This is a genomic window from Streptomyces sp. SID8374, assembly GCF_009865135.1.
In the GTDB taxonomy this organism is placed as follows: Bacteria; Actinomycetota; Actinomycetes; order Streptomycetales; family Streptomycetaceae; genus Streptomyces.
Window position 1 is genome coordinate 2,093,380 of record NZ_WWGH01000001.1, and the last position, 25,256, is coordinate 2,118,635.

Sequence of the window (25,256 nt, forward strand, 5' to 3'; positions counted from 1 at the left end):
CGTAGCGCCAGCGCATACGCTGGTTTTTGTCCGGGGGACGAGCAACGTCTCGTACGAACAGGGGGCCATCCATGACCGACACCAGTCACGAGAACGTGCCGAGCAGGGCGCGCAGGCGGTTTCCCGGGATCTCCTCCCGGGCCTACGAGCACCCGGCGGACCGCTCGGCCCTGGTGGCCCTGCGCAGGCTCACCGGCTTCGACACCGTGTTCAAGGCGCTCAGCGGGCTGCTCCCGGAGCGTAGTCTGCGGCTGCTCTTCCTCTCCGACTCCGTCCGGGTGAGCGAGGCCCAGTTCGCCCACCTCAACGACATGCTGCGCGACGCCTGTTACATCCTGGACCTGGAGAAGGTCCCGCCGATGTACGTCAAGCAGGACCCGCAGCCCAACGCCATGTGCATCGGGATGGACGAGCCGATCATCGTGGTCACCACCGGCCTGGTGGAGCTCCTGGACGAGGAGGAGATGCGGGCGGTGGTGGGCCACGAGGTGGGCCACGCGCTCTCCGGTCACTCGGTGTACCGGACGATCCTGCTGTTCCTGACCAACCTGGCCGTGAAGGTCGCCTGGATCCCGCTGGGCAATGTGGCGATCATGGCGATCGTGACGGCGCTGCGCGAGTGGTTCCGCAAGTCGGAGCTCTCCGCCGACCGGGCCGGGCTGCTGGTGGGCCAGGACATCCAGGCTTCGATGCGCGGTCTGATGAAGATCGCCGGTGGCAACCACCTCCACGAGATGAATGTGGACGCCTTCCTCGCCCAGGCCGACGAGTACGAGAAGGGCGGGGATCTGCGGGACTCGGTCCTCAAGATCCTCAATGTGCTGCCCCGGACGCACCCCTTCACCACGGTGCGGGCCGCCGAGCTGAAGAAGTGGTCGGAGACCCGGGACTTCCAGCGGATCATGGACGGCCACTACCCCCGGCGCGACGAGGACAAGGACGCCTCGGTGACGGATTCGTTCCGGGAGTCGGCCTCGCACTACGCGGACACGGTGCGCACCAGCAAGGACCCGCTGATGAAGCTGGTCGGGGACATCGCCGGGGGCGCCGGGGACCTGGGCGGCAAGCTGCGCGACAAGTTCACCGGAGGGGCCGGGGCCGCCAAGGGCGGCGCGGGCACCTCCGCTACGGACGGGGGCGGTACTCCCGGAGGGACTGAGGGGCATGAGGGGCCTGAGGGGCCTGAGGAGGGGCCCCGGAAGGCGTAGGGGCGGCGGCGGGGGCGGCGGGGGCTGCTTCCAGCGGCGCCAGGGTCCCGCAGAGCGCCGCGGCGGGCCGGCCCCCGGCGTACGGGTCGGTGGCCGCGGGGCCCCGGTGGTCCGCCCGCTCCCCCGCCAGGAGCGGGCGCAGCGTCCCCGCCGCGCCGGACGAGCAGGACTGCGGCCCGGCCTGTACGTGGGCGGTGCGCAGCTCCAGCCGGTGCAGCCGCAGGTCCTCCCGGTCGAAGCGGAAGTGCAGCTCGCGCCGGACGGTGAAGAGGGAGGCGCCATCCTCCTTGCGGGGACTTGTCGCCGGGCGCAGGGCGTAGGTGAAGGTGTGGTCCGAGACGACCTCCAGGGTGCCCGCGCCGTCCTCCGCGTACGCGAGGGTGCCCTGGACGCGCACGTTCGGGTCCGCGAGCTCCACCTGGGCCGGGTCGAAGCGCACGAGCCAGCCGGTGGCGGCGTGGAGCCCGTCGTCGGCGGGGGTGCTCATCGACCGTTCGAACTGGCCCCGCTGGTCGGGGTCCAGGAGCTGTTCGACGGGCCGGCGGACCTGGCCGGTGAGGACGTCCGGGTTGAGCGAGGACTCCACCAGGTAGTCCTTGACGGTGGCGAGGGCGGTGGTGATCTGGCTGTCGGAGAAGTTCTGCGTGCGCCGTACGGAAGGGAAGTTGATGCCCTCCGCGCCGGTCCGGAAGCCGGAGAGCGGGGCGGCCCGGTAGAGCCGCTCGGGTGATCCGGCGGGTACGGCTCCGCGTGGGGCGAGGGGGACGACGGTGGTCCGCAGCGGTTCGGCCCGTCGGGTGACGGGCTGCGGATAGGGGTTGCGGAAGCCGATGTAGACGGCCGTGGCGAAGGCCAGGGCGATGAGGACGACCAGCACGATGGCGGCCTTGGAGCCGTGGCCGGCCGGGGGCACCGGCTCCGGCAGGGTCCGTACGGCGCGGGCGTGCTCGCCCATCCGTTCCTGGGCCGAGAACTCCTGCATGCGGGCGCTGCGGATGAACGATTCGTCGAAGACGAGAGAGCGGTACTCGTCCTCGCCGCCCTCGGGGTTCTCGGGCGGGCCGTTCGGCGGTTCTGAGCGGCCTGTCATGACGTCTCTCCCGCATCTCCGCACCACCGGGTCTGCTCGGTGCGCAACGGTCTGCTTCGGCTGCCGGGCGCCCGGCAGCGAGAAGCCCCCCGGGAAGCGAGGGGTCACATCTTCAGAGTAGGTCGATCGGCGCGTACGTAAACGCTGGGAGGGGGCCGAAGTGGTGGCCACGGCACCGCCGTACGGGTGACGGTCCGGCCGGCCGCCCGGTGCGGGGACGGGCGCGGGGCGGCTCAGGGGGCGGAGGGCGTGGCGGAGACCGTCGGGCGGGAGCGGTCCACCACGGCGGGCGGGAGCGCTCCGGACTCGTCCACGACGGCCGGCGGGATCGCTCCGGGCTGGTCGACGCCGCTGGTCACGGGCGCCACCGGGTCCTGGCGGTTGGCCGAGGCGCCCCGGTAGACGGCGGAGAAGGCGAGGGCGACCATCCCGACGCCCATCACCAGGGCCAGCAGCCAGGCGACCGGACGGTGCCAACGGGCGGAGCCCCGGTAGCCGCCCTGCCCGTAGAGGCCCGGTTCGGCATCGTCGCCGTCGTCGGGGTCGTAGTCGAGGTCCTGCGGGTCGTGGTGGGCCCTGGAGCGCCCGTACGAGCCGTACTCGCCGTCCGTGGGGCGGCGGCTGCGGCGGGCCCGGGCGGCGTCGGCCTGCGCACGGGCCTCGGCGGCGGCGAGGAGCCGCTCCACGGCGGAGGGTTCATGGACGGTGGCGGCCCGGACGAAGTCCTCGTCGAACACCACGGAGGCGAAGTCCTTGTCCGCGCCCCCGCGGTCGTCGTCGGGCTCTCCGCCGTCCGGGAACGGCTTGCCCCCCACGTCGTCCGGCACGGATTCAGCGTAGCCGTGCCGGGCCCTTTTGGGCAGGTGCTCCGGAAAGTCGCCCGGCGGGCGGGAGGGGAACATCCGGCCGGGCCCTGACCCGCAGGCGTACGCCGGGGCGGGTCAGGGCCCGGTCAGGAGCAGACGGGCAGGTGCGGACGGGCAGGTGCGGACGGGCAGGTGCAAATCCAGGCGCAGACGCAGGCACAGGCGCAGACGCAGGTCCAGGCGCAGGCGCGGTGCAGGTGCGGGTGCGGGTGCGGCTACCGGGTGTGGCCGTCGCCGGTGACGATGTACTTCGTCGAGGTCAGCTCCGGCAGCCCCATCGGGCCGCGCGCGTGCAGCTTCTGGGTGGAGATACCGATCTCGGCGCCGAAGCCGAACTGTCCGCCGTCCGTGAAGCGCGTGGAGGCGTTGACGGCGACCGTGGTCGAATCGACCAGCTGGGTGAAGCGGCGGGCGGCCGCCTGCGAGGTGGTCACGATCGCCTCGGTGTGCCCGGAGGACCAGAGCCGGATGTGCGCCACCGCCGCGTCCAGCGAGTCGACGACCGCCGCCGCGATGTCGTACGAGAGGTACTCGGTCTCCCAGTCCTCCGTCGTCGCCGCGACCACGGTGGCCTTGGTGGACTCGGCGTGGGCGAGGACCTGCTCGTCGCCGTGGACGGTCACCCCGGCCTCGGCCAGGGCGTCCAGGGCGAGCGGCAGGAAGGTGTCGGCGACGTCCTTGTGGACGAGGAGGGTCTCGGCGGAGTTGCAGACGCTGGGGCGCTGGGCCTTGGAGTTGATCAGGATGTCCACGGCCATGGTCAGGTCCGTCTCGGCGTCGACGTAGACATGGCAGTTGCCGGTGCCGGTCTCGATGACGGGGACCGTGGACTCCTCGACGACCGTACGGATCAGGGAGGCGCCGCCGCGCGGGATGAGGACGTCGACCAGGCCGCGGGCCCGCATCAGCTCCCGTACGGAGTCGCGGCTCTCGCCCGGGACGAGCTGCACCGCGTCAGCGGGGAGGCCCGAGCCGCCGACCGCGTCGCGCAGGACCCGGACCAGGGCGGTGTTGGAGGCGTAGGCGGAGGAGGAGCCGCGCAGCAGGACCGCGTTGCCGGACTTCAGGCAGAGGGCGGCGGCGTCCACGGTGACGTTGGGGCGGGCCTCGTAGATGATGCCGACCACGCCGAGGGGGACGCGGACCTGGCGGAGGTCGATGCCGTTGGGCAGCGTGGAGCCGCGCACCACCTCGCCGACCGGGTCGGGCAGCGCGGCCACGTCCCGTACGTCGGCGGCGATGGCGCGGATCCGCTCCGGGGTGAGGGTGAGCCGGTCGATGATGCCCTCGCTCGTACCGGCCTCGCGGGCCCGCTCCACGTCCTGCGCGTTGGCCTCGACGATCTCGGCGGTCCGTACTTCGAGGGCGTCGGCGATGGCCAGCAGCGCGTCGTCCTTGGCAGCGCGCGGAAGTGGCGCGATATCTGCGGCGGCGGCGCGGGCCCGGTAGGCGGTCTGCGCGACCGGGGACAGGTTGTCGTAGGGCGAGAGCGTGGTCATGCCCGCAGAGTAATGCGCACTCTGCGGGCATACGGCACGTATCCCGTGATGCGAGACGGCCGACCCGAGGGGCGGACGCCCCACCTGGGGCCTTTCAGTAGGGGTGTACGCCCACGGGGGCGGCGGGCGGCGGCCCGTACCCCTCGGCGATGCGCTGGTGGTACGTCTCGCGGTCGATGACTTCGAGGCCGACGATCTTCCACGGCGGGAGCTGGGCGGTGGAGCGGTGCTCGCCCCACAGCCGCAGCGCGACGGCGGCCGCGTCGTGCAGGTCGCGGGCCTCTTCCCAGTAGCGGATCTCCGCGTGGTCGTTGGCGTAACGGCTGGTCAGCAGGAAGGGGTGGTCGTGCGCCAGCTGTTCCAGGCCGCGTCTGACCTCCGCCAGCGGGGTCTCGGTCCCCGAGACGCTGAGGGTGATGTGCCACAGTTTCGACTGCGGGCGCTCTTCCTGCTTCGCCGTCACCGGCTCCTGTTCGGCGGTGCCTCCCAGGGGCGGGTTCCGGTCGAAATCAGCCCCCGCTCCGACACTCGTCAGGGCGCGGCTGCCCGTGCCTCGGGGCGACGCCCCCGGGCGCGCTCGTCTCACCGGCGGCCTCCTGTGATGTGTTGCTGTGCGGACCCCTGTTTCCCCGCTACAAAGTGGACCAGTCCACGGCCTGGTCTGGGGCGGTTTTGGTAAAGGTCCCTGCCCGATGGCGGGACTTTCAGCCGTTTCAGGGGGTGAGGCGGGGCGTGAGAATGACCAGATCGTCCCTGTGTACGACCTCACGCTCGTAGGCGGGGCCCAGTTCACGGGCGAGATCGCGGGTGGAGCGGCCGAGCAGCTGGGGGATCTCCTTCGCGTCGAAGTTGACGAGCCCGCGGGCGACGGGGTTGCCCCGCAGGTCGCGCAGCTCCACCGGGTCGCCGGCGCTGAACTCGCCCTCGACGGCGGAGATCCCGGCGGGCAGCAGCGAGGTGCGGCGCTCCACCACGGCCCGTACGGCGCCGTCGTCCAGGGTGAGCGCGCCCTGCGGGGTGGAGGCGTGGGCGAGCCAGAGGAGCCGGTCGGCGGAGCGGCGGCCGGTGCGGTGGAAGTACGTACCGGTGTCGCGGCCCGCGAGCGCGTCGGCGGCCCGGCTGGCGGAGGTGAGGACGACGGGGACCCCGGCGGCGGTGGCGATGTTGGCGGCCTCGACCTTGGTGACCATGCCTCCGGTGCCCACACCCGCCTTGCCCGCGCTGCCGATGGTGACGCCTGCCAGGTCCTCGGGGCCGGTGACCTCGGCGATGCGGGAGGCGCCGGGGGTGCCGGGCGGGCCGTCGTAGAGGCCGTCGACGTCGGAGAGGAGGACGAGGAGGTCGGCGTGGACGAGGTGGGCGACGAGGGCGGCGAGCCGGTCGTTGTCGCCGAAGCGGATCTCGGCGGTGGCGACGGTGTCGTTCTCGTTGACGACGGGGACGGCGCCCATCTCCAGGAGCTGGTCCAGGGTGCTGTAGGCGTTGCGGTAGTGGGCGCGGCGGCTGGTGTCGTCGGCGGTGAGGAGCACCTGGCCGACGCGGACGCCGTACCGCGCGAAGGAGGCGGTGTAACGGGCCACCAGGAGGCCCTGGCCGACGCTGGCTGCGGCCTGCTGGCGGGCGAGGTCCTTGGGCCTGCGGACCAGGCCGAGGGGGGCGAGCCCGGCGGCGATGGCACCGCTGGAGACGAGGACGACCTCGCGTTCGCCGCCGTCCCTGACCTTGGCCAGGACGTCGACGAGGGCGTCGACCCGGTCGGCGTCGAGGCCGCCGGAGGCGGTGGTGAGCGAGGAGGAGCCGACCTTGACGACGATCCTGCGGGCGCCGGTCACTTCAGGCCCGCGGCCCGACGACGTACGGTCCGACGGCCTCTGCTCTGCCACGTGCTTCCTCGCTCTGGATCGCCCCGGTGTCCTGCGGGGCGTACGTGCCGCCCCCGGCACAGCACAGTACGCGAGCGGCCGCCCCCGCTGCCCGCCGGTTCGCCCGGTGGACAGCCGTGGGAGCGGCCGGGGTGGATCAGCGCTGCTGCTCGTCCTTGATGGCGAGCATCCGGTCCACGACGCGGGCGGCGGCGCGCCCGTCGGAGGGCTCGCAGAAGTCGACCCGGAACTGGGCGTACTTCTCCTTGTACTCCTCGCTCACCTCGTCGATGTTCCGGATCGCGGCGACCAGGTCCTCGGAGGTCTTGATCAGCGGTCCGGGGGCGCGGGAGGTGAAGTCGAAGTAGAAGCCGCGCAGGGTGTCGCGGTAGTGCTCCAGGTCGTACGTGAAGAAGAGCATCGGCCGCCCGGAGTGGGCGAAGTCGAACAGCACCGAGGAGTAGTCCGTGATCAGCACGTCGGCGATCAGGTACAGGTCGGCGATGTCCGGGTAGTACGTGACGTCGTGGACGAAGCCCTGTCCGGCACCGGGGATGGAGTCGAGGACCTTGTGGTGCTTGCGGTAGAGCAGCACGTGGTCCTCGCCGAGCTCGCGCCGGGCGGCCTCGACGTCGATCTGGTTGTCCAGCTTGAAGCGGCGGCCGCCGTAGCGCTGGTCGTCGCGCCAGGTGGGCGCGTACAGCACGACCTTCTTGTCCGCGGGGATGCCGAGCTTCTCCCGTACGGCCGCGGCGCGCTTGACGCGGTCGGGGGCGTGGAAGACGTCGTTGCGCGGGTAGCCCGCCTCCAGCACCTCGCACTGGAGGCGGAAGGAGTTGGTCATGATGGGGGTGGTGAAGGCGTTCGGCGTGATGAACAGGCTGTACTGGCGTGAGCGCTGCGGGAGGCTGGCGATGTAGGCCAGGTTCGCCTTGGGGGTGCCGAGCAGGTCGGCGCCGATGCGCTTGAGCGGGGTGCCGTGCCAGGTCTGGACGACGACCTGGCCCTCGCGGCGGACGAACCACTCGCGGATGCCGCCGTTGGTGACGACGTACCGGCTGCGGGCCAGTGCCTCGTACCACTCGGTGCTGCCCCACTCCACGCCGCGCACGCCGGGCGGCAGGACGACCTGCTGGTCGTGGACCATCGCGATGTGCTCCACGTCGGTGCCCCGGCGCTTGAGCTCCTCGTAGACCGCGCGCGGCGAGTCGGAGAACTGCTTGCCGCCGAAGCTGTTGTAGAGCACGGCCTCGCGCAGCGGCAGCTTGCGCTGCTCGGGGGTGTAGACGTCGCGCATGAGGCGCTGGCGGTAGGCGCCGCGCAGCTCGGGGCCGAGGACCGGGCCGGACTCGATGAAGATGCGGTCGAAGTCGAGGCGCTCCACGGTGTACGTGCGGTGCTCGCCCCGGTGGGAGAGCGGCAGCATCGAGACGAGGTCGGGGCGGAGCGTGACGGGGAGGTCGCGGGTGTGGTCCCACTCGGTGCGCAGGCGCAGGCGCGGCATCCAGCGGCCGGCGCGCAGCGGCACGGTGCCCTCGTAGGTGGGCATGGTGTCGGGGCGCAGGCGGGCGGTGAAGCGGCCGTCGGCGAAGTCGACGGGCAGCGGGCGGTCCTCGTTGCGGCCGGTGTGGCGCAGGACCATCTTCATCTGTTCGGCCGGGCCGGTGTAGGCGCCGGAGAGCAGCAGCTCGCCGTCGGCGGTCCACTCGACGCCGTCGACGACCGGCTGGACGGTGCGCAGCTGCGGGGTGAAGTTCCCGGCGCCGTCGGTGAGGATCGCCAACTCGCGCCCGTCGGGCAGCGGGTGGACGCCGGTGTTCAGGTTCTCGCCGTTGGTGGCGCGGCGGGTGGTGCCGTCGGCGAAGACGATGAGCGCGCGGTACTTGCGGGACTTGCCGGGGGTGATGCCGTCGACGGGGAGGTCGGCCAGCGGCAGCTTCGCGGTGTGGCGGAGCCAGCCGTCGTCGCCGGTGCCGTTCTGCTGGAGGGGCAGGTCGGTGGCGTAGCCGCTCGGCTCGTGGTCGAGGCGCAGCGCGGTGGGGAACTTGCCCGCGGGGGCCGTGACCCGGGAGCGGAGGGTGACGGTGAGGGTGTCGCCGTCCGCTTCCTGGGAGTCGATCTCGGCGGGGACGACGTCCACGGTGAGTTTGAGCCGGTTGCGGTCGAAGCCGGCGACGAGCCGGACGCCGTCGTCGAGGGAGCGGGTGTAGCTGTGTCCGGCCGCGCCTGCGTTGTTCTTGGTGATGCTGCCCACGGACATGCCGCCGGGGCGCGGGATGCCGATGCCCAGGCGCCAGGTGCCGGACTGCCACTGGCCGCGGACGCGGAGCCGGCCCGGGTCGATGCCGATCTCGAAGCCGGACCAGTCGTAGTTGTGCAGGGCGCCCTTGGCCTCGGTGGTGGCGCGGGGCTCCTCGACCGTGCGCAGGCGCAGCGGGAGGGTGGAGCGGCTGCCCTGACGGCGGAGCACGGCGACGCGCAGGGAGCGCTTGCCGGTGGCCGAGGGGACGTTGGGGATGTAGGCGTACCCCTTGACGACGAGCTTGCCGTCCTCCCAGACGAGGTCCAGGAGCTTTCCGCGTACGGGGAGTTCGCTGCGGTTGAAGTTGCGCACCGAGGACGGCAGCGAGGAGCTCTCGATGCCGGGCAGCTCGATGCGGGCCCGCCGCAGACCCTTGACGGAGAAGGCGCCCGGGTTCTCCCGCTCGTAGTGAAGCAGGTCCGCCAGCTCCTCGCCGCGCCCGCTGGCCGCCAGGTGCCACTTGACCCGGGCCATCGGCGAGAACTGCCGGACGATCTTGGGGGCGGCCCTGTCCAGGAAGTCCTTGGCCGCACTGTGGAAGGCGGGGCGCTCCTCGGCCGGGGTCTCCGGGAAGTACTTCATGAGCCGGCTGAGCTCTTCGGGGATCGCTTCGAGGGACGCCACGGGGGGAGGGCCTTTCCGGGGGGACGTGCAGATGATGAACCCCTGGAAGACGGGGCGTAAATGAGACGTCTACAACGGTCTCATGGTTGCACCCCAGTATGGCGTGACACCAATCACAGGATCGACCCGCCCCGGGCCCTCGCGGGGGCGGGTCCGCAGGTCCGCGTGGTGGCCCGGCGTCAGACGCGGTGCGCGCGCGGGGCCCGCAGGGCGCTCAGTACCGTACGGCGGGCCTTGCGGACCACGCGCCGGGCGAAGGACACGTGCGGCTTCGGGTGCGGCGGGTCGATGCGCTTGCCGCCGACCCATTCGGTGACGGCCACCTCGTAGGCGCGCTCGGGGAGTACGGAGCCCTTGCCCGCCTCCTCGAAGTGCGGGTAGGCCAGGAAGGTCCGGCCGCCCCGGCGGACCACCTCGGGCTCCTTCTTGTCGCGGAGGAAGGCCGCGATGTCGAGGAGGAGGTCGAGTCGTCCTTCGGCGAGGGCGGTGAGCCGCAGCCGCTCGTGGACCTTGAGCCGGCGGCCCAGCTCCGGTGTCCAGTGGGCGTCCATCAGGGGGGCGGCGAGCGCCATCTTCTTCTTGCGGACGGCGTCGGACTGTTTCACCAGTCCGGGTCCGAACTGGGGCAGCAGCGTGATGACGAACGGGCGCACCATCAGGGAATCGCGGCGGGGTCCGGCGGGCACCAGGTCGGCGATGAGCCCCATGAGGGCGCGGGCGGAGTCGAAGCGGCGGGTGTAGCTGCCCTTCTTGGTCATCTGGTTGCGGTCCTCGCGGCCCACCAGGTAGTAGCAGGTGTAGTCGGCGACGACGGAGACGCCGTTGCCGCGCAGATACGCCTCCATGGTGAACAGGGCGTCCTCGCCGGTCTTGAGCTTCTCGTCGAAGCGCATGCCGAGCCGTACGAGGAGGTCGCGCCGGAACAGCTTCTGGGCGCTCAGCGTGAATTTGATGTTGGACGTGTAGAGGTCGGCGCGCTCCACGGTCTCTTTCCACATCGACTTCGCGGCACCGCGGTTGACGCCGACGATCTTTCCGAGGATCACGTCCGTGCCCGCCCGGTCCCCCATGGCGACCATGCGCTCCAGGGCCTCCTCGCCGAAGTAGTCGTCGGCGTCGAGGAAGAAGACGTACCGGCCGCGGGCGAGCTCCAGGCCAGTGTTCCGCGGGCCGCTGGGGCCGCCGGAATTGGCCTGCCGGACGACGCGCGTGGGGATCGCCGTACGGGCGGCGAACTCTTCCAGGTACTCGCCCGTGCCGTCCGTGGAACCGTCGTCGATCGCGACGATCTCCAGGCGTCCGGCGCCGATCGTCTGTGCCTCCACGGACTCCAGGCACCGGACCAGGTAGGGCATCGCTTCATACGCTCCGATGATCACACTGACATCGGGCTCGTGGTTCGTCCTGGGCATGTCGTCCCTGTGCACCTGTCGATTTGATCACGAAAGAGGGCGGATTGCCCGACTCTGCACTTTTTTGTGCATCGACACGCCGAACGACCCGTACATCCCTCCCTGAGGAGAGACGTACGGGTCGCCGTCTGGGTTGCCTCATTTTCAGCCAGTTCGATCAGATGTGCGCCTACTGGCCGGTTGTGCGTCTGTCAGCGCGTCCTGTACGTCTGCCGGCGCGCCTTGTACGTCCGTCAGCGCGCCTTGTCCGTCTGTCAGCGCGCCGCCGAGGTCCCCTCGGTGACCGCGGTCTCCGCCTCGGTCTCCCCCACCGCGTCCGGGTCCGCGTCGGCACCGGCGTCGGCCAGCGCCTCCGACTCGCCCGTACCGACGCCGCTGGAGGCCGCCTCACGGTCCGGTACGGACACGGCCTGGTCGCCGATCCGCTGGGCGACACCTGCGTTGCGGGCCTCGGCCTTGGCGGCGAGCGCCCGTACGGCGGCGTTGAACTGCTCCATGGAGGTCGGCTCGTCCGGGCCCAGGAGGTACGTCTTCAGCTCCCGGCGCGCCCCGGCCAGTGTGTCGGCCGCCGGGTCCGCGACGGCGGCCAGCAGCTCGTCGAGTTCCTCGGCGCTGTTGGAGAGGATGACCGCGGCCCGTACGGCGGTGTTCTGCCGCTTGAACTCCTCGGCGCCGAGCCCCGCGGAGTCGGTGACCGCGTACGGCTTGCCGCTCGCGATGAAGTCGGAGACCACGCTGGAGATGTCCGAAACCATGGCGTCGGACTCGTTGAAGCAGTCGTACAGCTTGGGCTGCGCGCCCGTCACCGTACGGTGCTCCCACCAGCCGAAGGAGCGCCAGTAGGCGTCGTTCCAGGCGGCCCGCAGCTGCGCGGCCTCGGCCTCGCGGGCGGGGTCGGCGAGCGAGACCCGCGACTCCTCCGCCTCGTCCCCGCCGGAGCGGCCCACGGCCCCGAGCTCCGCGAGGCGGGCGTCGATCCGTACCAGCTCGGCCTTGGCCGCGCTGTGGGCGGCGGCCGCCCGCTCGGCCTCCTTGGCCCACCGGGGCTCGGCGGCCCGCTCGGTGGCCGCCTTGCCCAGCATGCCGCGGATGCGGGCGTCGACCGCCTTGGCCTTGCCGCTGCGGATGCCGGTGAAGGGGTGCGGCTTGTAGATGATCCGGACCGGGTCGTCGGCGGCGAGCAGCCGGCGCACGATGTTCTCGCCCGCGAGCAGCAGGGAGGTGTTGCCGGGGTTGTCGTCCCAGCCCTCCCAGGTGGGGGCGTACAGCACGGTCGGGATGGGGTTCTTGACCGTGCCCGTCCAGCTCTTGATGGGCTCCAGCTGCGGGCGGCCGACCTCGACGATGTCCTCGTCCCGGACGCCCACGTCGGCCAGCGCGTAGCGGTCGCGGCCGGCCCGGCCGGCCGTCCAGACCTCGTCGTACACCTTGGAGTACGGGTTGACGCTGGCGAGCTTGTCGCTGTCGCCGTGGCCGATGAAGACGTGCTTCATGGTCGGCACGCGCAGGATGTGGATGTTCTTGCCGACGTTGGCCGGATACAGGCAGACCCGGACGGTGGAGAGGTCCAGGTTCATCAGATGCGTGCCCGCCGGGACGCAGATCACCGGGACGGAGGTCTCGGCCAGCTGCGGGACGAGACCGCGCTCCCGCATGACGATCAGCGGCCGGCCCTCGACCCGGGCCATGGTCTCCAGCCACATGTTGCCCTGGTAGGCGGACTCGTTGGAGCCGGAGAAGTAGAGCACCACGGTCGGCTGGTACTCACGCAGCCAGGTGTCGACGGCCTTGAGCACGGCGGCGGCCGGGGGTACGAGAGCGCCGCGGCGTACGTACGGGAGGAGCGCCGCGAGGTAGGCCAGCGCGAGCACCAGGGTGAGGGCGGCGCCGACGTAGCCGACGGCGTACTCGCGGGTCCCGGCGGCGATCAGGATGCCGACCATCGCGGGGATGTCGAGGTGCAGCATCTTCTCGGCGGAGCGGCGCAGCAGCGCACCCGGCGGGGCGTCGGGGATGCGTACGGCGTGCAGGTCCACGTTGCGGGTGACGACCGGCATGGTGCGGCGGAGCCGGATCAGGGTCGTCAGGGCGCCGTGCGGGGCCTGAAGCCCGTAGAAGAGCAGGAAGGTGGCGACCGCCGTGTAGAACAGCGGCTCCTCGGCGAGGTCCAGCCGGGCCAGCAGCAGGATGAGCATCAGCTGGCGCAGCAGGAAGCGGATCGGCAGCCCGGCCCGCACCTTGCTGAGCCGGTTGATCAGATAGCTCCCCCGCTGATGCAGATACCAGTCCGCGGCATACGTGACAGCCGTGGCCGCCGCGAAGAACCAGACGTTCGGAATGAGCGCGGCGAGCATGACGCAGGGATATCCCAGCCCCATCAACAACGCTGCCGCCAGTTCTGACCTGCTGCCCACGCGGGCCAGGCGAATGGCTGTCGAAATCACGAAGAACCTGCTCCAGGGGGGTGCCGGTTTGATTCACCTATTGAGGGAAATGTGAAGGTGCGGCTTCACGCATACGGGCCTCTGCGATCGCGCTAAGCGATAACAGAGGCCCGAATAAGCACAATTGTCAAGAATTATTACACATCTTCTTGACGGTCCAGTACGGAGGCCAGCGCCTGCTCGAAACCGGAGGACGCGGAGGCTCCGGCCGTCGGGTCCTGCTGCCGTACGTCGATGACGTGACCGGTCAGCGCGGAGAGCAGCACGTCCAGCGAGGTGCGCGCCACGGCCTCCGAGGAGAGCAGCGAGCCCTCGGGCTCCTGGCCGAACGCCTTGGTGCGCATCGGCGTCGCGGTCCGCTCCGGGTTGACGCAGTTGACCCGGATCCCCTCGCCCGCCCACTCGTCGGCGAGCGCCTGGGTCAGGTTGACCATCGCGGCCTTGGTGGAGGAGTAGAGGCTGTACTCGGCGCGGCCGCGGGTGTAGCTGCTGGAGGTGTAGAGCAGCAACTGGCCCTGGGTCTCTGCGAGGTACTTGTAGGAGGCGCGCGCGATCTGGACGGGGGCCAGGTAGTTGACGTTCAGCGCTTCCTGGATGGTCGCGTTGTCCGTCTCGGCCAGCTTGCCGATGCGCAGGACGCCCGCGGTGTTGATGACGTAGTCGATGCGCCCGGTCTCGGCGTACGCCTTGGAGAGCGCCTCCTCGACGTGCTCGGGGTTCTCCACGTGGGTGCCGGTGGTGGAGCGGCCCAGAGCGTAGACGCTCGCGCCGTAGCTCTCGGCCAGCGTCGCGATGTCGGCGCCGATCCCGTACGAACCGCCGAAGACGACGAGGGTCTTGCCGGAGAGCAGCTCCCGGTAGGCGGCCTCGTCGGCCTGGCGCGGAGCGGCGGTGGAGGCGAGCTGGAAGAGCTTGTCGGTGATGAAGACGTCGACCGGCTGGGTGACCTTCATGTTGTACTCATCGCCCGCGACCACGTAGATCGGCACGTCGGGGAGGTACTTGAGGACCACCGAACAGTCGTCGGTCGCCTGGAAGTTGGGGTCCCCCGCCGCGATCCTGTACGCCTTGCGGATCGTGGAGAGCTTGAACGCCTGCGGGGTCTGGCCGCGGCGCAGCCGGGAGCGGTCGGGGACCTCGGTGATGAACTCCCCGTCGCCGCCGTGGGTGCGGGTCACGATGATCGTGTCCGCGGACGGGATGGCGACGTCGACGGCGTCGTAGCGGTCGAGGGCGTCGACACAGTCCTTGATCACACGCTGTGACAGCAGGGGGCGGACCGCGTCATGGAAGAGGACGTTGCGGTCCTCGCCCTCGGCCAGGCCCTCGCCGAGGGCCGCGATGGCACGCTCGGTGGTCTCGTTGCGGGTGTTGCCGCCCTCGATGATGCGGGTGACCTTGGTCAGTCCGGCCTTGGCGACGATCTTCTCGACGTCGGGCACGAAACCCGGCGCCATCAGCACGATGACGTCGTCGATGTCCTCGGCGTTCTCGAAGATGGTCAGCGTGTGCTCGATGACTGCCTTGCCGGCGATCTTCAGCAGCTGCTTGGGGATCGACAGTCCCACGCGCTGGCCGGTTCCACCGGCGAGCACGACCGCTGTGGTCCGGGGCTTGGCTTCGTGCGGCACAGACACAGACGACCTACCTTGCTATGACGGGGGAACAGTGTGATGGTCGCACTCTCCGTGACCGTCTCGCAAGGTGGACGTCGTCCGCCGCTCGTCCCGCGGAAACCCGCAGTTCACCCTCTGGCCAGGGAGGTTGGATGGTGCGGGGCCGGTACGCGGGGTGATCGACCCCACAGAGGTGTTGCGCAATCGGCACATCCCGCGGCCCGGCCACCCGGTGTGACCGCGACAGCGGCCGGACCACCCGGTATCCGGGGGCGAGGCTACCGGACGGCCCGGCTCCACATGGAACCGAGCCGTCCGGTGGCCTGAAGCGGCCTCGCCCGGCAGGGCCTAGAACGGGTCGAACTCGTCGTACTCCTTCTCCGCGTCGTCGCGCTCGGCGTCGCGGTCCCGGCGGCGCTGCGCGGCGGGGCGCGGCTCCTCCAGGCGGTGGTCCTCGCCACGGCGGCCGAGCATCTCGGCGCCGGCCGTCACGGTCGGCTCCCAGTCGAAGACGACCGCGTTCTCCTCGGGTCCGATGGCCACACCGTCGCCGGCCCGGGCACCCGCCTTCATCAGGGCGTCCTCGACGCCGAGGCGGTTGAGCCGGTCCGCGAGGTAGCCGACGGCCTCGTCGTTGTTGAAGTCGGTCTGGCGCACCCAGCGCTCGGGCTTCTCGCCGCGTACGCGGTAGATGCCCTCGTCGTCCAGGGTGACGGTGAAGCCCGCGTCGTCGACGGCCTTGGGGCGGATGACGATGCGGGTCGCCTCCTCCTTCGGCTTTGCGGCACGCGCCTCGGCGATGATCCCGCCGAGGGCGTAGGAGAGCTCGTTGAGGCCCTTGTGCGCGATCGCGGAGACCTCGAAGACGCGGTAGCCGCGGGCCTCCAGGTCGGGGCGGATCATGTCGGCCAGGTCCTGGCCGTCCGGGATGTCGATCTTGTTCAGGGCGACGATGCGGGGCCGGTCGTCCAGGCCGCCGTAGAGCCGCAGCTCCTCCTCGATCATGTCGAGGTCGGAGACGGGGTCGCGGTCGGACTCCAGCGTCGCGGTGTCCAGGACGTGCACGAGCACCGAGCAGCGCTCCACGTGGCGCAGGAACTCCAGGCCGAGGCCCTTGCCCTGGCTGGCGCCGGGGATGAGGCCGGGGACGTCGGCGATGGTGTAGACGGTGGAGCCGGCGGTGACGACGCCGAGGTTGGGGACGAGCGTGGTGAACGGGTAGTCCGCGATCTTCGGCTTGGCCGCGGAGAGCACCGAGATCAGCGAGGACTTGCCCGCGCTCGGGTAGCCGACGAGGGCCACGTCGGCGACGGTCTTGAGCTCCAGGACGATGTCCCGGCTCTCCCCGGGCTCGCCGAGCAGCGCGAAGCCGGGGGCCTTGCGGCGGGCGGAGGCGAGCGCCGCGTTGCCGAGGCCGCCGCGGCCGCCCTGGCCGGCGACGAAGGTGGTGCCCTGGCCGACGAGGTCGGCGAGCACGTTGCCGGCCTTGTCGAGGACGACGGTGCCGTCGGGGACGGGCAGGACCAGGTCCTGGCCGTCCTTGCCGGAACGGTTGTCACCGGCGCCGGGCTGGCCGTTGGTGGCCTTGCGGTGGGGGCTGTGGTGGTAGTCCAGCAGCGTGGTCACGGACTGCTCGACGACGAGGATCACATCGCCGCCGCGTCCGCCGTTGCCCCCGTCGGGGCCGCCCAGCGGCTTGAACTTCTCACGGTGTACGGAGGCGCAGCCGTGGCCTCCGTTACCCGCGGCGGCATGCAGCTCGACGCGGTCCACGAAGGTGGTCATGGTTGGTGCCTCCAGGTACAGCAGGAAAATACGGAATTGTCTCTGTCGTAACACGCCGAGGGCGGACCCGCTTCCCCGGTTGCCGGGAAAGCTGAGATCCGCCCTCGGAAGGTGCTGTGTGCCGTTCTGCGCGCGTCGAAAAGATCAGACGGCGAGCGGAACGATGTTCACGACCTTGCGGCCACGGTGCGTACCGAACTCCACCGCACCGGCGGTCAGCGCGAACAGCGTGTCGTCGCCGCCACGGCCGACACCCGTGCCCGGGTGGAAGTGGGTGCCACGCTGGCGGACCAGGATCTCACCGGCGTTGACGGCCTGACCGCCGAAGCGCTTCACGCCGAGCCGCTGAGCATTGGAATCGCGCCCGTTCCGAGTGGACGATGCGCCCTTCTTGTGTGCCATGTGTTCTCAGTCCCTTACTTCGCAGCCGCGGGGATACCGGTGACCTTGATCGCCGTGTACTGCTGGCGGTGACCCTGGCGACGGCGGTAGCCGGTCTTGTTCTTGTAGCGAAGGATGTCGATCTTCGCGCCCTTGTGGTGGTCCACGATCTCAGCCGTGACCTTGATGCCGTCCAGCACCCACGGGTCGCTGGTGACCGCGTCACCGTCGACAACGAGCAGGGTCGAGAGCTCGACCGTGTCGCCAACCTTGGCAGTGGAAATCTTGTCAACCTCAACGATGTCGCCGACAGCAACCTTGTGCTGGCGACCACCGCTGCGCACGATGGCGTACACGCGGATCTCTCTCTCGCTCGGAACGGATCCCCTGATGCCAGCCGCTCGCACGGGCCGAAGCCCGCACCGATCCGGAAGGATGAGCGGCCTCTCCTGGCGGACGGCGCGAACACCGACCGTTACCGGGAGGGATGTGCTCAGGGGTAGGTGCGTACGGAAACACACCGAGGGTCAAGGTTACGGGGCGGGGGTGTGGGGGTCAAACCGGGGTAGGGCAGGCGGCACACCTCGGCGAAGCACCCCACTCCCCCGCGCTCCACCAGCGATGCGAGGGCACGCCGCAGCAACGACCGGCCCAGCCGAGCTGAAGTTACCCAGGAATCCAGTAATTGGCCTTGAGGGTCTCACTGGGATTTCCGTTCACGCCATTCATGTAAAGCTCCCCCCAGCCATAGTTGTTTCCGACCTTGCCCGAAGAGGTCCGTCCGTAACAAGCAGTGAGTGCACCTGCAGAAAGATTGCTGTCATGACAGTAGGCAAATTCATTCGGGCTCCAGCCGGCGTGGACTCGTCCGTAGATTTCAATATCCACACTGGCGTTGTTTCTGACCAGCATTACAGGCTGCATGTTTCTTCCGCTCCCACGGATGATGCATGTCTGAAAGATCACGTTGACAGATTTCCAGTGATGCGTGGTGGGACCACAGGTGTAATCCGACGTTGGTACCCACTTCTGCCAGAAGGGCATGGCGGCGGCTGGACCGACCGTCAGCAGTGAGGCTATGGCCACGACACCAGCAACGACGGCCCCTCGGGCCACTCGATACGAGAACATACATCCCCCAGTAGACTTCGCGGCCCGTTTGGCCACCCTGGAGTCTACACAGCAAAGATCAACCACCATGCAGGATAAATCTGCACGGAATCCCACCCAACTAAACACCGCAAACCCTACTTTATCCTAATTCGGCAGGGGCAACAGGTCGGTGTGGTCGCCGGTGAGACGTAAGCATTTCTCCTGGATCCACCCATCTCACGAAGAGCGAGATGTTCGCGCAGATACGGTGCAGGGTTTGGACGTCCCGGCGGTCTGGGCATAACAAGGAGCTATCGGCCCTGGCAAGGGCGATTTCGTCGACGGCACCCCGATCCCTGCACCCGCGTCACGGTCCACCCCGGGCCCATATAGGACTCAATGTCAGCCTGTGCCCACGGCATCGTCCCAGCGTGCCCGACCAACTTGCAGATCCTTGTACCCGCGGACCCTGCCTGCCAAGGCTCTAGCTCCGATCCCGTTCACCCGGAGCCAGCGGCACCGGGAAGGGGAAGTCTTTCAAGGTGGATACTCTGGCCTCTCTTGACGAATTCCCCCTCCCCCCGGAAGGCATGCCGTGAACTACAGGGTCCAGCCCACCGCCCAGGTCGACGAGACCGCCGAGATCGGAGCGGGCAGCAGCGTCTGGGAGCTGGCGCAGATCCGTGAGGGAGCCAAGCTCGGCAAGGGCTGCGTCGTCGGCCGTGGTGCGTATGTCGGTACCGGCGTCCGTATCGGCGACAACGTCAAGCTGCAGAACTACGCCCTCGTCTACGAGCCCGCCGAACTCGGTGACGGCGTCTTCGTCGGCCCGGCCGTGGTCCTCACCAACGACCACAACCCGCGCTCGGTGGACCCCGACGGCAAGCAGAAGCGCGGCGGTGACTGGGAGGCTGTGGGCGTCAAGGTCGCCGAGGGCGCCTCGCTCGGTGCGCGGTCGGTCTGTGTCGCGCCGGTGCGGATCGGCCGGTGGGCGATGGTCGCGGCGGGTGCCGTGGTGACCAAGGACGTCCCGGACTTCGCCCTGGTCGTCGGCGTACCGGCCCGGCAGATCGGCTGGGTGGGCCGCAGCGGCGTGCGTCTGGTGGCGCGGGAAGGTGAGCCTGGTGGGTGGGAGTGCCCGCAGAGCGGGACTGTGTACGAGGAGAAGGACGGGGTTCTCGTGGAGCGCCCGGCGTAAGTCCTCGGGAAGAGGGGTACGGGCCGCCGGACCTTCGTTCGCGCCACGGATTGCCCGGGCCTTGCCGGCGGGTGCCTTAGTCTGGTGCCTTTCCGAGCGAGCCGAGCGAGGCCCGATGAGCCAGACCGAGGTCCAGGTTGCCGCCGGATCGGCCGCGCCGGAAGAAACCGGGCGGCCGGCCCCCGGTCCGGCCGCCGCGCCGCGCCTGTACGCCTTGGACGCCCTCCGCGTGGTGGCCGCGCTGAGCGTCCTCGCCTTCCACTACACCGGCGTGGACGCGGCGACCGGCGCCAACTGGGGGGTGAACCCCCGCGAGCTGTTCCCCTGGCTGTTCCCCGTGACCTCGTACGGTTCGTACGGGGTCCAGCTCTTCTTCCTGATCAGCGGCTTCGTCATCTGCCTGTCGGCGTGGGACCGCAGCCCCGGCCAGTTCGTCCAAGCCCGCTTCCTGCGGCTCTTCCCTGCCTACTGGTTCTCGGCGCTGGCCGCTTTCGTGGCCTGGCGGGCGCTGCCCGACGGGGCCCGCACCGGACCCAGTGTCAGTGAGTCGCTGACGAACCTGACGATGCTCCAGGTCCCGCTCTCCGCGCAGCATCTGGTGGGCGCCTACTGGACCCTGTGGGTGGAGCTCACGTTCTACCTGATCTTCCTGCTGGTAATCTGGCGGGGCCTCGACTACCGGCGCGTCTCGATCTTCTGCTGGCTCTGGCTCCTGGCGAGCGTGCTCGTGCAGCAGCCGGGGAACCAGGTGCCGATCCTCGGGATCTTCGCGCAGCCGCTGAACACCGCGCTGTTCGTCAGCGGGATCGCGATGTACCTGATGTACCGCTTCGGGCCCGACCTCCAGCTGTGGGGGCTGCTGGCCGCCGGCTGGCTGGTGATGCAGAGCGATCTGGTCCAGCACGCCGACGGCCTCCGGCACGACCGGGGCATGGACCGCGACCCGTACATCGCGCTGGCGCTGGTCACCTTCTTCTACCTGCTGGTGCTGGCGGTCGCCCTGCACAAGCTGGACCGCGTCGGGTGGAGCTGGTTCGCCACCGCCGGGGCTCTGGTCTACCCGCTCTACCTCCTGCACGAGGAGCTCGGCTGGGCGGTGATCCGCACCCTGTACGGGAAGCTGGGCGCCTGGCCGACCCTGGTGCTCACCGTCGCGCTGATGGTCCTGGCTGCCTGGCTGCTCCACCGCCTGGTCGAGAAGCCGTCCCAGCGGTGGCTGCGGACCCGGCTGGCGCGGGAGGCCCGGGACCGGGCCGAGCGAGGGACGGCGACGAGCCTGCCGGGGCCCGGCCGGACCGGGCGCTGACACCCTGCTCACAACAGCACCGAGCCCCCGACTGTACGACGCCGGGGGGCTCGGTGCTGCCGGGCGGTGTCAGCCGCCGATGACGACGCGGCGTACGCCCGCCCACTTCGCCGGGTCCGTGGTGCGGCGGCCGTCGACCAGGACGCGGACGTCCGGCAGGTCGGCGGCGGCGAGCTCGCGGTACTCGGCGTGGTCGGCCTGGAGGATCGCCGCCGTGACGGCCTGGTGGCTGTCGTGCGGGACGAGGCCCAGCGCGGTCAGCTCCTCCGGGGTGTACATGGGGTCCGAGACGAACGGCACCGCGCCGCGCGCCTTCAGGGCCTGGACGACGCCGAAGACGCCGGAGAACGCGGTCTCCTTGACGCCGCCGCGGTAGGCGGCGCCCAGCACCAGGACCCCGACGCCGTCCAGGTCGCCGTAGGCGGCGGCCAGCAGGTCGACGGCGTACGCGGGCATCGCGGCGTTGGCCTCGCGGGCCGAGCGGACGACGGTCGCCTCGGGGTCGTTCCACAGGTACATCCGCGGGTAGATCGGGATGCAGTGGCCGCCGACGGCGATGCCGGGCTGGTGGATGTGGCTGTAGGGCTGGCTGTTGCAGGCCTCGATGACCTTCTTGATGTCGATGTCGTTCCGGTCGGCGAACCGGGCGAACTGGTTGGCCAGGCCGATGTTGACATCGCGGTAGGTGGTCTCGGCGAGCTTCGCCAGCTCGGAGGCCTCCGCCGTGCCGAGGTCCCAGACGCCGTTGGCGCGGGGCAGGTCCTCGCGCTCGTCGAAGTCGAGGACGGCCTCGTAGAACGCGACGCCCGCCGCGGCGGACGCCTCGTCGATGCCGCCGACGAGCTTGGGGTAGCGGCGCAGGTCGGCGAAGACCCGGCCGGTCAGGACGCGCTCCGGGGAGAAGACCAGGTGGAAGTCCTCGCCCGGGGTGAGGCCGGAGCCCTCGGCCAGCATCGGCGCCCAGCGCGTACGGGTCGTGCCGACGGGCAGCGTGGTCTCGTAGCTGACCAGGGTGCCGGGCTTCAGGCCCGCCGCGATGGCCTTGGTAGCGGCGTCCATCCAGCCGAAGTCCGGGGTGCCCTCGGCATCCACGAAGAGCGGGACGACGACCACGACGGCGTCGGACGCGGCGACCGCGGCCGTGGTGTCCGTCGTCGCGGAGAGCAGGCCGGCGCCGACCGTCTCCTTGAGCTTGACGTCGAGGTCGTGCTCGCCGGGGAACGGCTCGGTGGCCGCGTTGACCAGCTCCACGACCTTCTCGTTGACGTCCGCGCCGATGACCTTGTGGCCCTTGGCGGCGAACTGCACGGCGAGCGGAAGCCCGATCTTGCCGAGCGCGACTACACAGATGTTCATCGGGGTTACTTCCTCTTCGACCTGGACAGCGCTCGGCGCAGCCGTGCGCCCACGCCGAGCTTCGGTTCCCACAGGGGAGCAGTGGTGATCACGAGCCGCCCCTTGGTGTTGGGGCTCGCCGCGACCCGGTGGGGAGTGGCGCTCCCCCACCGGCGGGCCAGCGGCATCGGCAGGCCCTCGGTGCGGACGGGGATCTCGTACGTGGCGCCCGCGACGTCGGCGTAGACGCGTACGCCGCGCTTGGCCCGGACGGACCCGACGGGGATGCGGGCGCTCAGCAGGGTCCCCGTGCCGTCCCCGGCGGGCTCCCTGGTGAACTCGCCGACCGCCTTCGGGCGCAGGGCGTCCTTCGGCAGCTTGCGGGCGCCGGGCTTGTCGGCGGTCTTCGGCAGGGCGCCCTGGGCGAGGGCGACGACGGCCGACGAGGTGTCACCGGTGATCCCGAGGCGCAGCTTCAGGGCGAGGGTGAGCTCCCCGCCGTTCTGCTCCCACTCCGCCGACTCCAGCTTCGTACCGTTCGCGAGCCTGCCCGCGACCGATTCCCGCGCCTCGTACCAGTGGTCGTCGAGGCCGACCGCCGGGTCCCGGAAGCCCGGGTAGAGCGCGAAGGCCCGCTTGCCCTCCAGGAGGAAGGGCGGCGCCCCGTGGGCCGTCTCGTCCGCGATGGCGCGGGTGAGTTCGTCGACGGCACCGCGCCGGGCGAGGCCGAAGCGGACCCGTCTCTTCACTCCGGTCGCTTCGCGCAGGCCGTCGGTGAAGTAGGCGTCCAGCAGAGCGGCCAGACCCTCGCAGACCTCCCGCCGCGTTTCGACGGGGAGGACGGGGAAGTCCTCGAGCAGCAGCTTGGACAGCTCCCACTCGAAGTGGCGCTTGAAGACGGCGTCGCGCTGCGGTCCGGCCTCGATGAGCCCGGCCGTGTGGTCCATGATCTTGGCGGTGCACCGGAGCCGGGCCAGGTGGTTCGCCCGGTAGGTGATGTTGCTCGCGTCGCCGCGCTTGACCGCGTAGTAGTACGTGTAGTCGCCCAGCACCGAGATCCTGCGGGCCCGGACGCACGCCTCGATGGTGAAGGGCTGGTCGCTGCCGACCGGCATGTCCTCCGGGAACCGCAGCTGGTGCTTCTCCACCAGTTCACGGCGGAACAGCTTGGTGTTGGCCAGCGTGAACGGCAGACTCGACGCGTACAGGCTGATGTCGGGGGAGGTCTCCGCGTAGAGCTTCTGGTGGACGTAGCGGCCGTTGGTGCCCACCATCTTGCCGACGACGACATCCGAGTCGTGCTCGTCGGCGTAGGAGACCATCCGTTCCAAGGCCTCGTCGCCCAGGTAGTCGTCGGAGCCGATGAAGTACACGAACCGGCCGGTCGCGACCTCCAGGGCACGGTTGCTCGGCGCGGCCGGGCCACCGGAGTTCTCCTGGTGGAGGACCTTGACGACGCCGGGGTAGCGCTCGGCGAACCGGTCGAGTTCGGCACCGCTGTCGTCCGTCGACCCGTCGTCGACCGCCACGACCTCCAGCCGGTCCAGCCCGATGCTCTGCCGGACCAGGGAATTCAGGCACTCCGTCAGGTAGGGCATCGTGTTGTAGACCGCGACGACGACGCTGACGTCGGGGGTGGCACTCATCCTCGGGGGCCCGCCTTCTTCACATCGGAAAGCAGTCGCGTGTACAGGCCGTCCAGCACCTCTGCCTGGGCCTCCCAGGTCCAGGTGTCCAGCATCCCCGGCCTGTCGTAGGCCGCGGTGTAGCGGTCCGGGTCGGCGAGGACCTGCTTGATCGCGCGGGCCAGGTCCGGGACGTCCTCGGCGACGCAGACCTCGCCCTGCCCGGTGGTGCGGACGACCTCGGACATGGTCTTCACATCGCTGACCACCAGGGGCAGCCGGGCGTGCGAGTACTCGAAGAACTTGGTGATCAGGGCAATCTCGTGGTTCGGCCAGTGGTGGATCGGGATGCAGCCCACGTTCGCGGCCGACAGGAAGCGGACCACCTGCCAGTGCGGGACGTAGGGCACGACGTGCAGCCGGTCGCCCGCGCCGAGTTCCTCGGCCCTCGCCTGAAGCCCCTTGATGTACGCGGCCGCGGGCCGGGGGACGACCAGCGCCATGTGCACCCCGTCCAGCGCGGGCAGCGCCTCGACCATGTCGCCCAGACCGCGCTGCGGGCCGGGCGATCCGCTGTAGACGGCCAGCGGGACATCGGGGCCGATGCCGCACAGCTCACGGAGGTCGGGAACGGGATCGTTCTCCTCGCCCTCGCGCACCTCGACGGGGCGGTCCGGTGCGTTGAGGACGACGGTGGGCCGCTCCGTGAGCCCGTGCCGCTCGCGCAGGAGGTCACCGAGCCCTTCGGAGACCGTGACGACGGCGTCGGCGAAGGGGGCGTACTCGCTCTCGTGTGCCGTGTTGCCCGGGATCCAGTGGGCGTTGTCCTCCCAGGGGCGCACGCCGGGCAGGAACTCGTGGGCGTCCCACACCAGCTTGACCTGGCGTCCCTTGGCCCTCGCTCGTATCGCGGCGCGGGCGCCCACGCCGAGCATGCGGAAGTCGTTGGCGTGGATGAGGTCGGGCTTGAGGGCGTCGATCTCCTTGCCGTACGTCAGCTCGTAGTCCCACAGGACGGGTTCGAGTCGGCGCCAGGCCCGCTTGCCCTTGGCCGCCTTCCAGAACGCGGTGAACGCACGGTCCAGCGGGCCGTGCAGCGCACGCCCGGCGCGCTGGGCCTCGGCCGTCTGGTTCGAGCGGAAGGCGACCCATCGCTGCACGATCCGGGAGACCGGTCCGGCGACGACCAGACGGGCCTTCTCGGACTTGCGGAACAGCGGGGAGCCCACAGCCTGCGGGGCGACCTTGAGTGCCGCACGCCGGGTCATGACGTCCGCGCGCCACGCCTTCACCCACTGCCGCCGGTAGGCCCCGAGGGGGCCCGGCGGGTACGCCAGCGGCCGGCGCAACGGGGAGCGGTGCCGCTCGGCGTGCCGCTTGGCCAGGGGGGTCTTCAGCGGCAGCAGCCGCACCTGCGCGTCGCCGAGCTTCCAGCTGCGCCCGTTGCCGCTGCGCACCAAGCCGAGCAGGGTGACGTCCCAGCCGGCCGCGGCCATGGACTCCGCGGCCTTCTGCACCCGGGAGTCACCGTCGACCTTGTTGTCGACCAGCATGACGACCCGGCCCCGGCGGGACCCGCCGTCCGACATGTCCTGCGCTTCCATCAACAGC

The 25,256-nt window shown here is 70.4% G+C and carries 19 protein-coding genes; 3 read left to right on the forward strand and 16 right to left on the reverse strand.

The features are described from left to right. Positions 1-71: 71 nt before the first annotated feature. The gene (locus GTY67_RS09410) at positions 72-1,208 is read left to right on the forward strand and encodes a M48 family metallopeptidase (protein ID WP_161278362.1); all 1,137 of its coding nucleotides are present in this window, start codon (positions 72-74) and stop codon (positions 1,206-1,208) included. Here GTY67_RS09410 and GTY67_RS09415 read toward each other — a convergent pair. The 13 genes from GTY67_RS09415 to GTY67_RS09475 form a co-directional block, all read right to left on the reverse strand. Beyond that, entirely contained in the window at positions 1,126-2,298 is a 1,173-nt protein-coding gene (locus tag GTY67_RS09415; protein ID WP_161278363.1) for a hypothetical protein, read from the reverse strand. The genes GTY67_RS09410 and GTY67_RS09415 overlap by 83 nt on opposite strands. Before the next feature lie 233 nt (positions 2,299-2,531). Further along, a complete protein-coding gene (locus tag GTY67_RS09420; RefSeq protein ID WP_161278364.1) occupies positions 2,532-3,125 on the reverse strand; it encodes a hypothetical protein in 594 nt (197 codons plus the stop codon). A 254-nt stretch (positions 3,126-3,379) separates the two neighbouring features. Then, entirely contained in the window at positions 3,380-4,663 is a 1,284-nt protein-coding gene (locus tag GTY67_RS09425) for a glutamate-5-semialdehyde dehydrogenase (RefSeq protein ID WP_161278365.1), read from the reverse strand. Between the two features lie 94 nt (positions 4,664-4,757). Continuing rightward, on the reverse strand, positions 4,758-5,249 hold the full coding sequence (locus GTY67_RS09430; RefSeq protein ID WP_093693254.1) for a hypothetical protein: 492 nt from the start codon (positions 5,247-5,249) through the stop codon (positions 4,758-4,760). 127 nt (positions 5,250-5,376) lie between these two features. Then, positions 5,377-6,495 carry a glutamate 5-kinase gene (gene proB, locus GTY67_RS09435; protein WP_161280014.1) on the reverse strand — a complete coding sequence of 373 codons (1,119 nt, stop codon included), beginning with the start codon at positions 6,493-6,495 and terminating at the stop codon, positions 5,377-5,379. A 187-nt stretch (positions 6,496-6,682) separates the two neighbouring features. Continuing rightward, on the reverse strand, positions 6,683-9,451 hold the full coding sequence (locus GTY67_RS09440) for a CDP-glycerol glycerophosphotransferase family protein (protein WP_093693252.1): 2,769 nt from the start codon (positions 9,449-9,451) through the stop codon (positions 6,683-6,685). A gap of 179 nt (positions 9,452-9,630) precedes the next feature. Further along, the gene (locus tag GTY67_RS09445) at positions 9,631-10,863 is read right to left on the reverse strand and encodes a glycosyltransferase family 2 protein (protein WP_093693251.1); all 1,233 of its coding nucleotides are present in this window, start codon (positions 10,861-10,863) and stop codon (positions 9,631-9,633) included. 254 nt (positions 10,864-11,117) lie between these two features. Continuing rightward, positions 11,118-13,217, reverse strand: a complete 2,100-nt coding sequence (locus tag GTY67_RS09450) for a hypothetical protein (RefSeq protein ID WP_202461392.1) — start codon at positions 13,215-13,217, stop codon at positions 11,118-11,120. A 227-nt stretch (positions 13,218-13,444) separates the two neighbouring features. Further along, a complete protein-coding gene (locus GTY67_RS09455; protein WP_093693249.1) occupies positions 13,445-14,944 on the reverse strand; it encodes a bifunctional cytidylyltransferase/SDR family oxidoreductase in 1,500 nt (499 codons plus the stop codon). Positions 14,945-15,271: 327 nt separating this feature from the next. Next, the gene (gene obgE / locus GTY67_RS09460; protein WP_093693248.1) at positions 15,272-16,708 is read right to left on the reverse strand and encodes a GTPase ObgE; all 1,437 of its coding nucleotides are present in this window, start codon (positions 16,706-16,708) and stop codon (positions 15,272-15,274) included. A gap of 144 nt (positions 16,709-16,852) precedes the next feature. Beyond that, on the reverse strand, positions 16,853-17,110 hold the full coding sequence (gene rpmA, locus GTY67_RS09465; RefSeq protein ID WP_015608479.1) for a 50S ribosomal protein L27: 258 nt from the start codon (positions 17,108-17,110) through the stop codon (positions 16,853-16,855). Between the two features lie 14 nt (positions 17,111-17,124). Next, positions 17,125-17,445, reverse strand: coding sequence for a 50S ribosomal protein L21 (gene rplU, locus GTY67_RS09470; protein WP_003969204.1), 321 nt, complete (start codon positions 17,443-17,445; stop codon positions 17,125-17,127). 310 nt (positions 17,446-17,755) lie between these two features. After that, positions 17,756-18,175, reverse strand: coding sequence for a hypothetical protein (locus tag GTY67_RS09475; protein WP_161278367.1), 420 nt, complete (start codon positions 18,173-18,175; stop codon positions 17,756-17,758). 601 nt (positions 18,176-18,776) lie between these two features. On the opposite strand from GTY67_RS09475, the gene GTY67_RS09480 reads away from it, so the two are divergent. Beyond that, a complete protein-coding gene (locus tag GTY67_RS09480) occupies positions 18,777-19,379 on the forward strand; it encodes an acyltransferase (protein WP_161278368.1) in 603 nt (200 codons plus the stop codon). A gap of 115 nt (positions 19,380-19,494) precedes the next feature. Beyond that, entirely contained in the window at positions 19,495-20,685 is a 1,191-nt protein-coding gene (locus GTY67_RS09485) for an acyltransferase (protein WP_161278369.1), read from the forward strand. A 69-nt stretch (positions 20,686-20,754) separates the two neighbouring features. Here the strand turns inward: GTY67_RS09485 and GTY67_RS09490 are convergent, their stop codons facing one another. The 3 genes from GTY67_RS09490 to GTY67_RS09500 are packed head-to-tail and all read right to left on the reverse strand — an operon-like array spanning position 20,755 to position 25,249. Next, complete coding sequence (locus GTY67_RS09490) at positions 20,755-22,041, reverse strand: nucleotide sugar dehydrogenase (protein ID WP_161278370.1); 1,287 nt, start codon at positions 22,039-22,041, stop codon at positions 20,755-20,757. 5 nt (positions 22,042-22,046) lie between these two features. After that, positions 22,047-23,666, reverse strand: coding sequence for a glycosyltransferase (locus GTY67_RS09495; protein WP_161278371.1), 1,620 nt, complete (start codon positions 23,664-23,666; stop codon positions 22,047-22,049). Further along, entirely contained in the window at positions 23,663-25,249 is a 1,587-nt protein-coding gene (locus GTY67_RS09500) for a glycosyltransferase family 4 protein (protein WP_237502571.1), read from the reverse strand. The genes GTY67_RS09495 and GTY67_RS09500 overlap by 4 nt, the downstream gene beginning before the upstream one ends. Between the last annotated feature and the right edge of the window lie 7 nt (positions 25,250-25,256).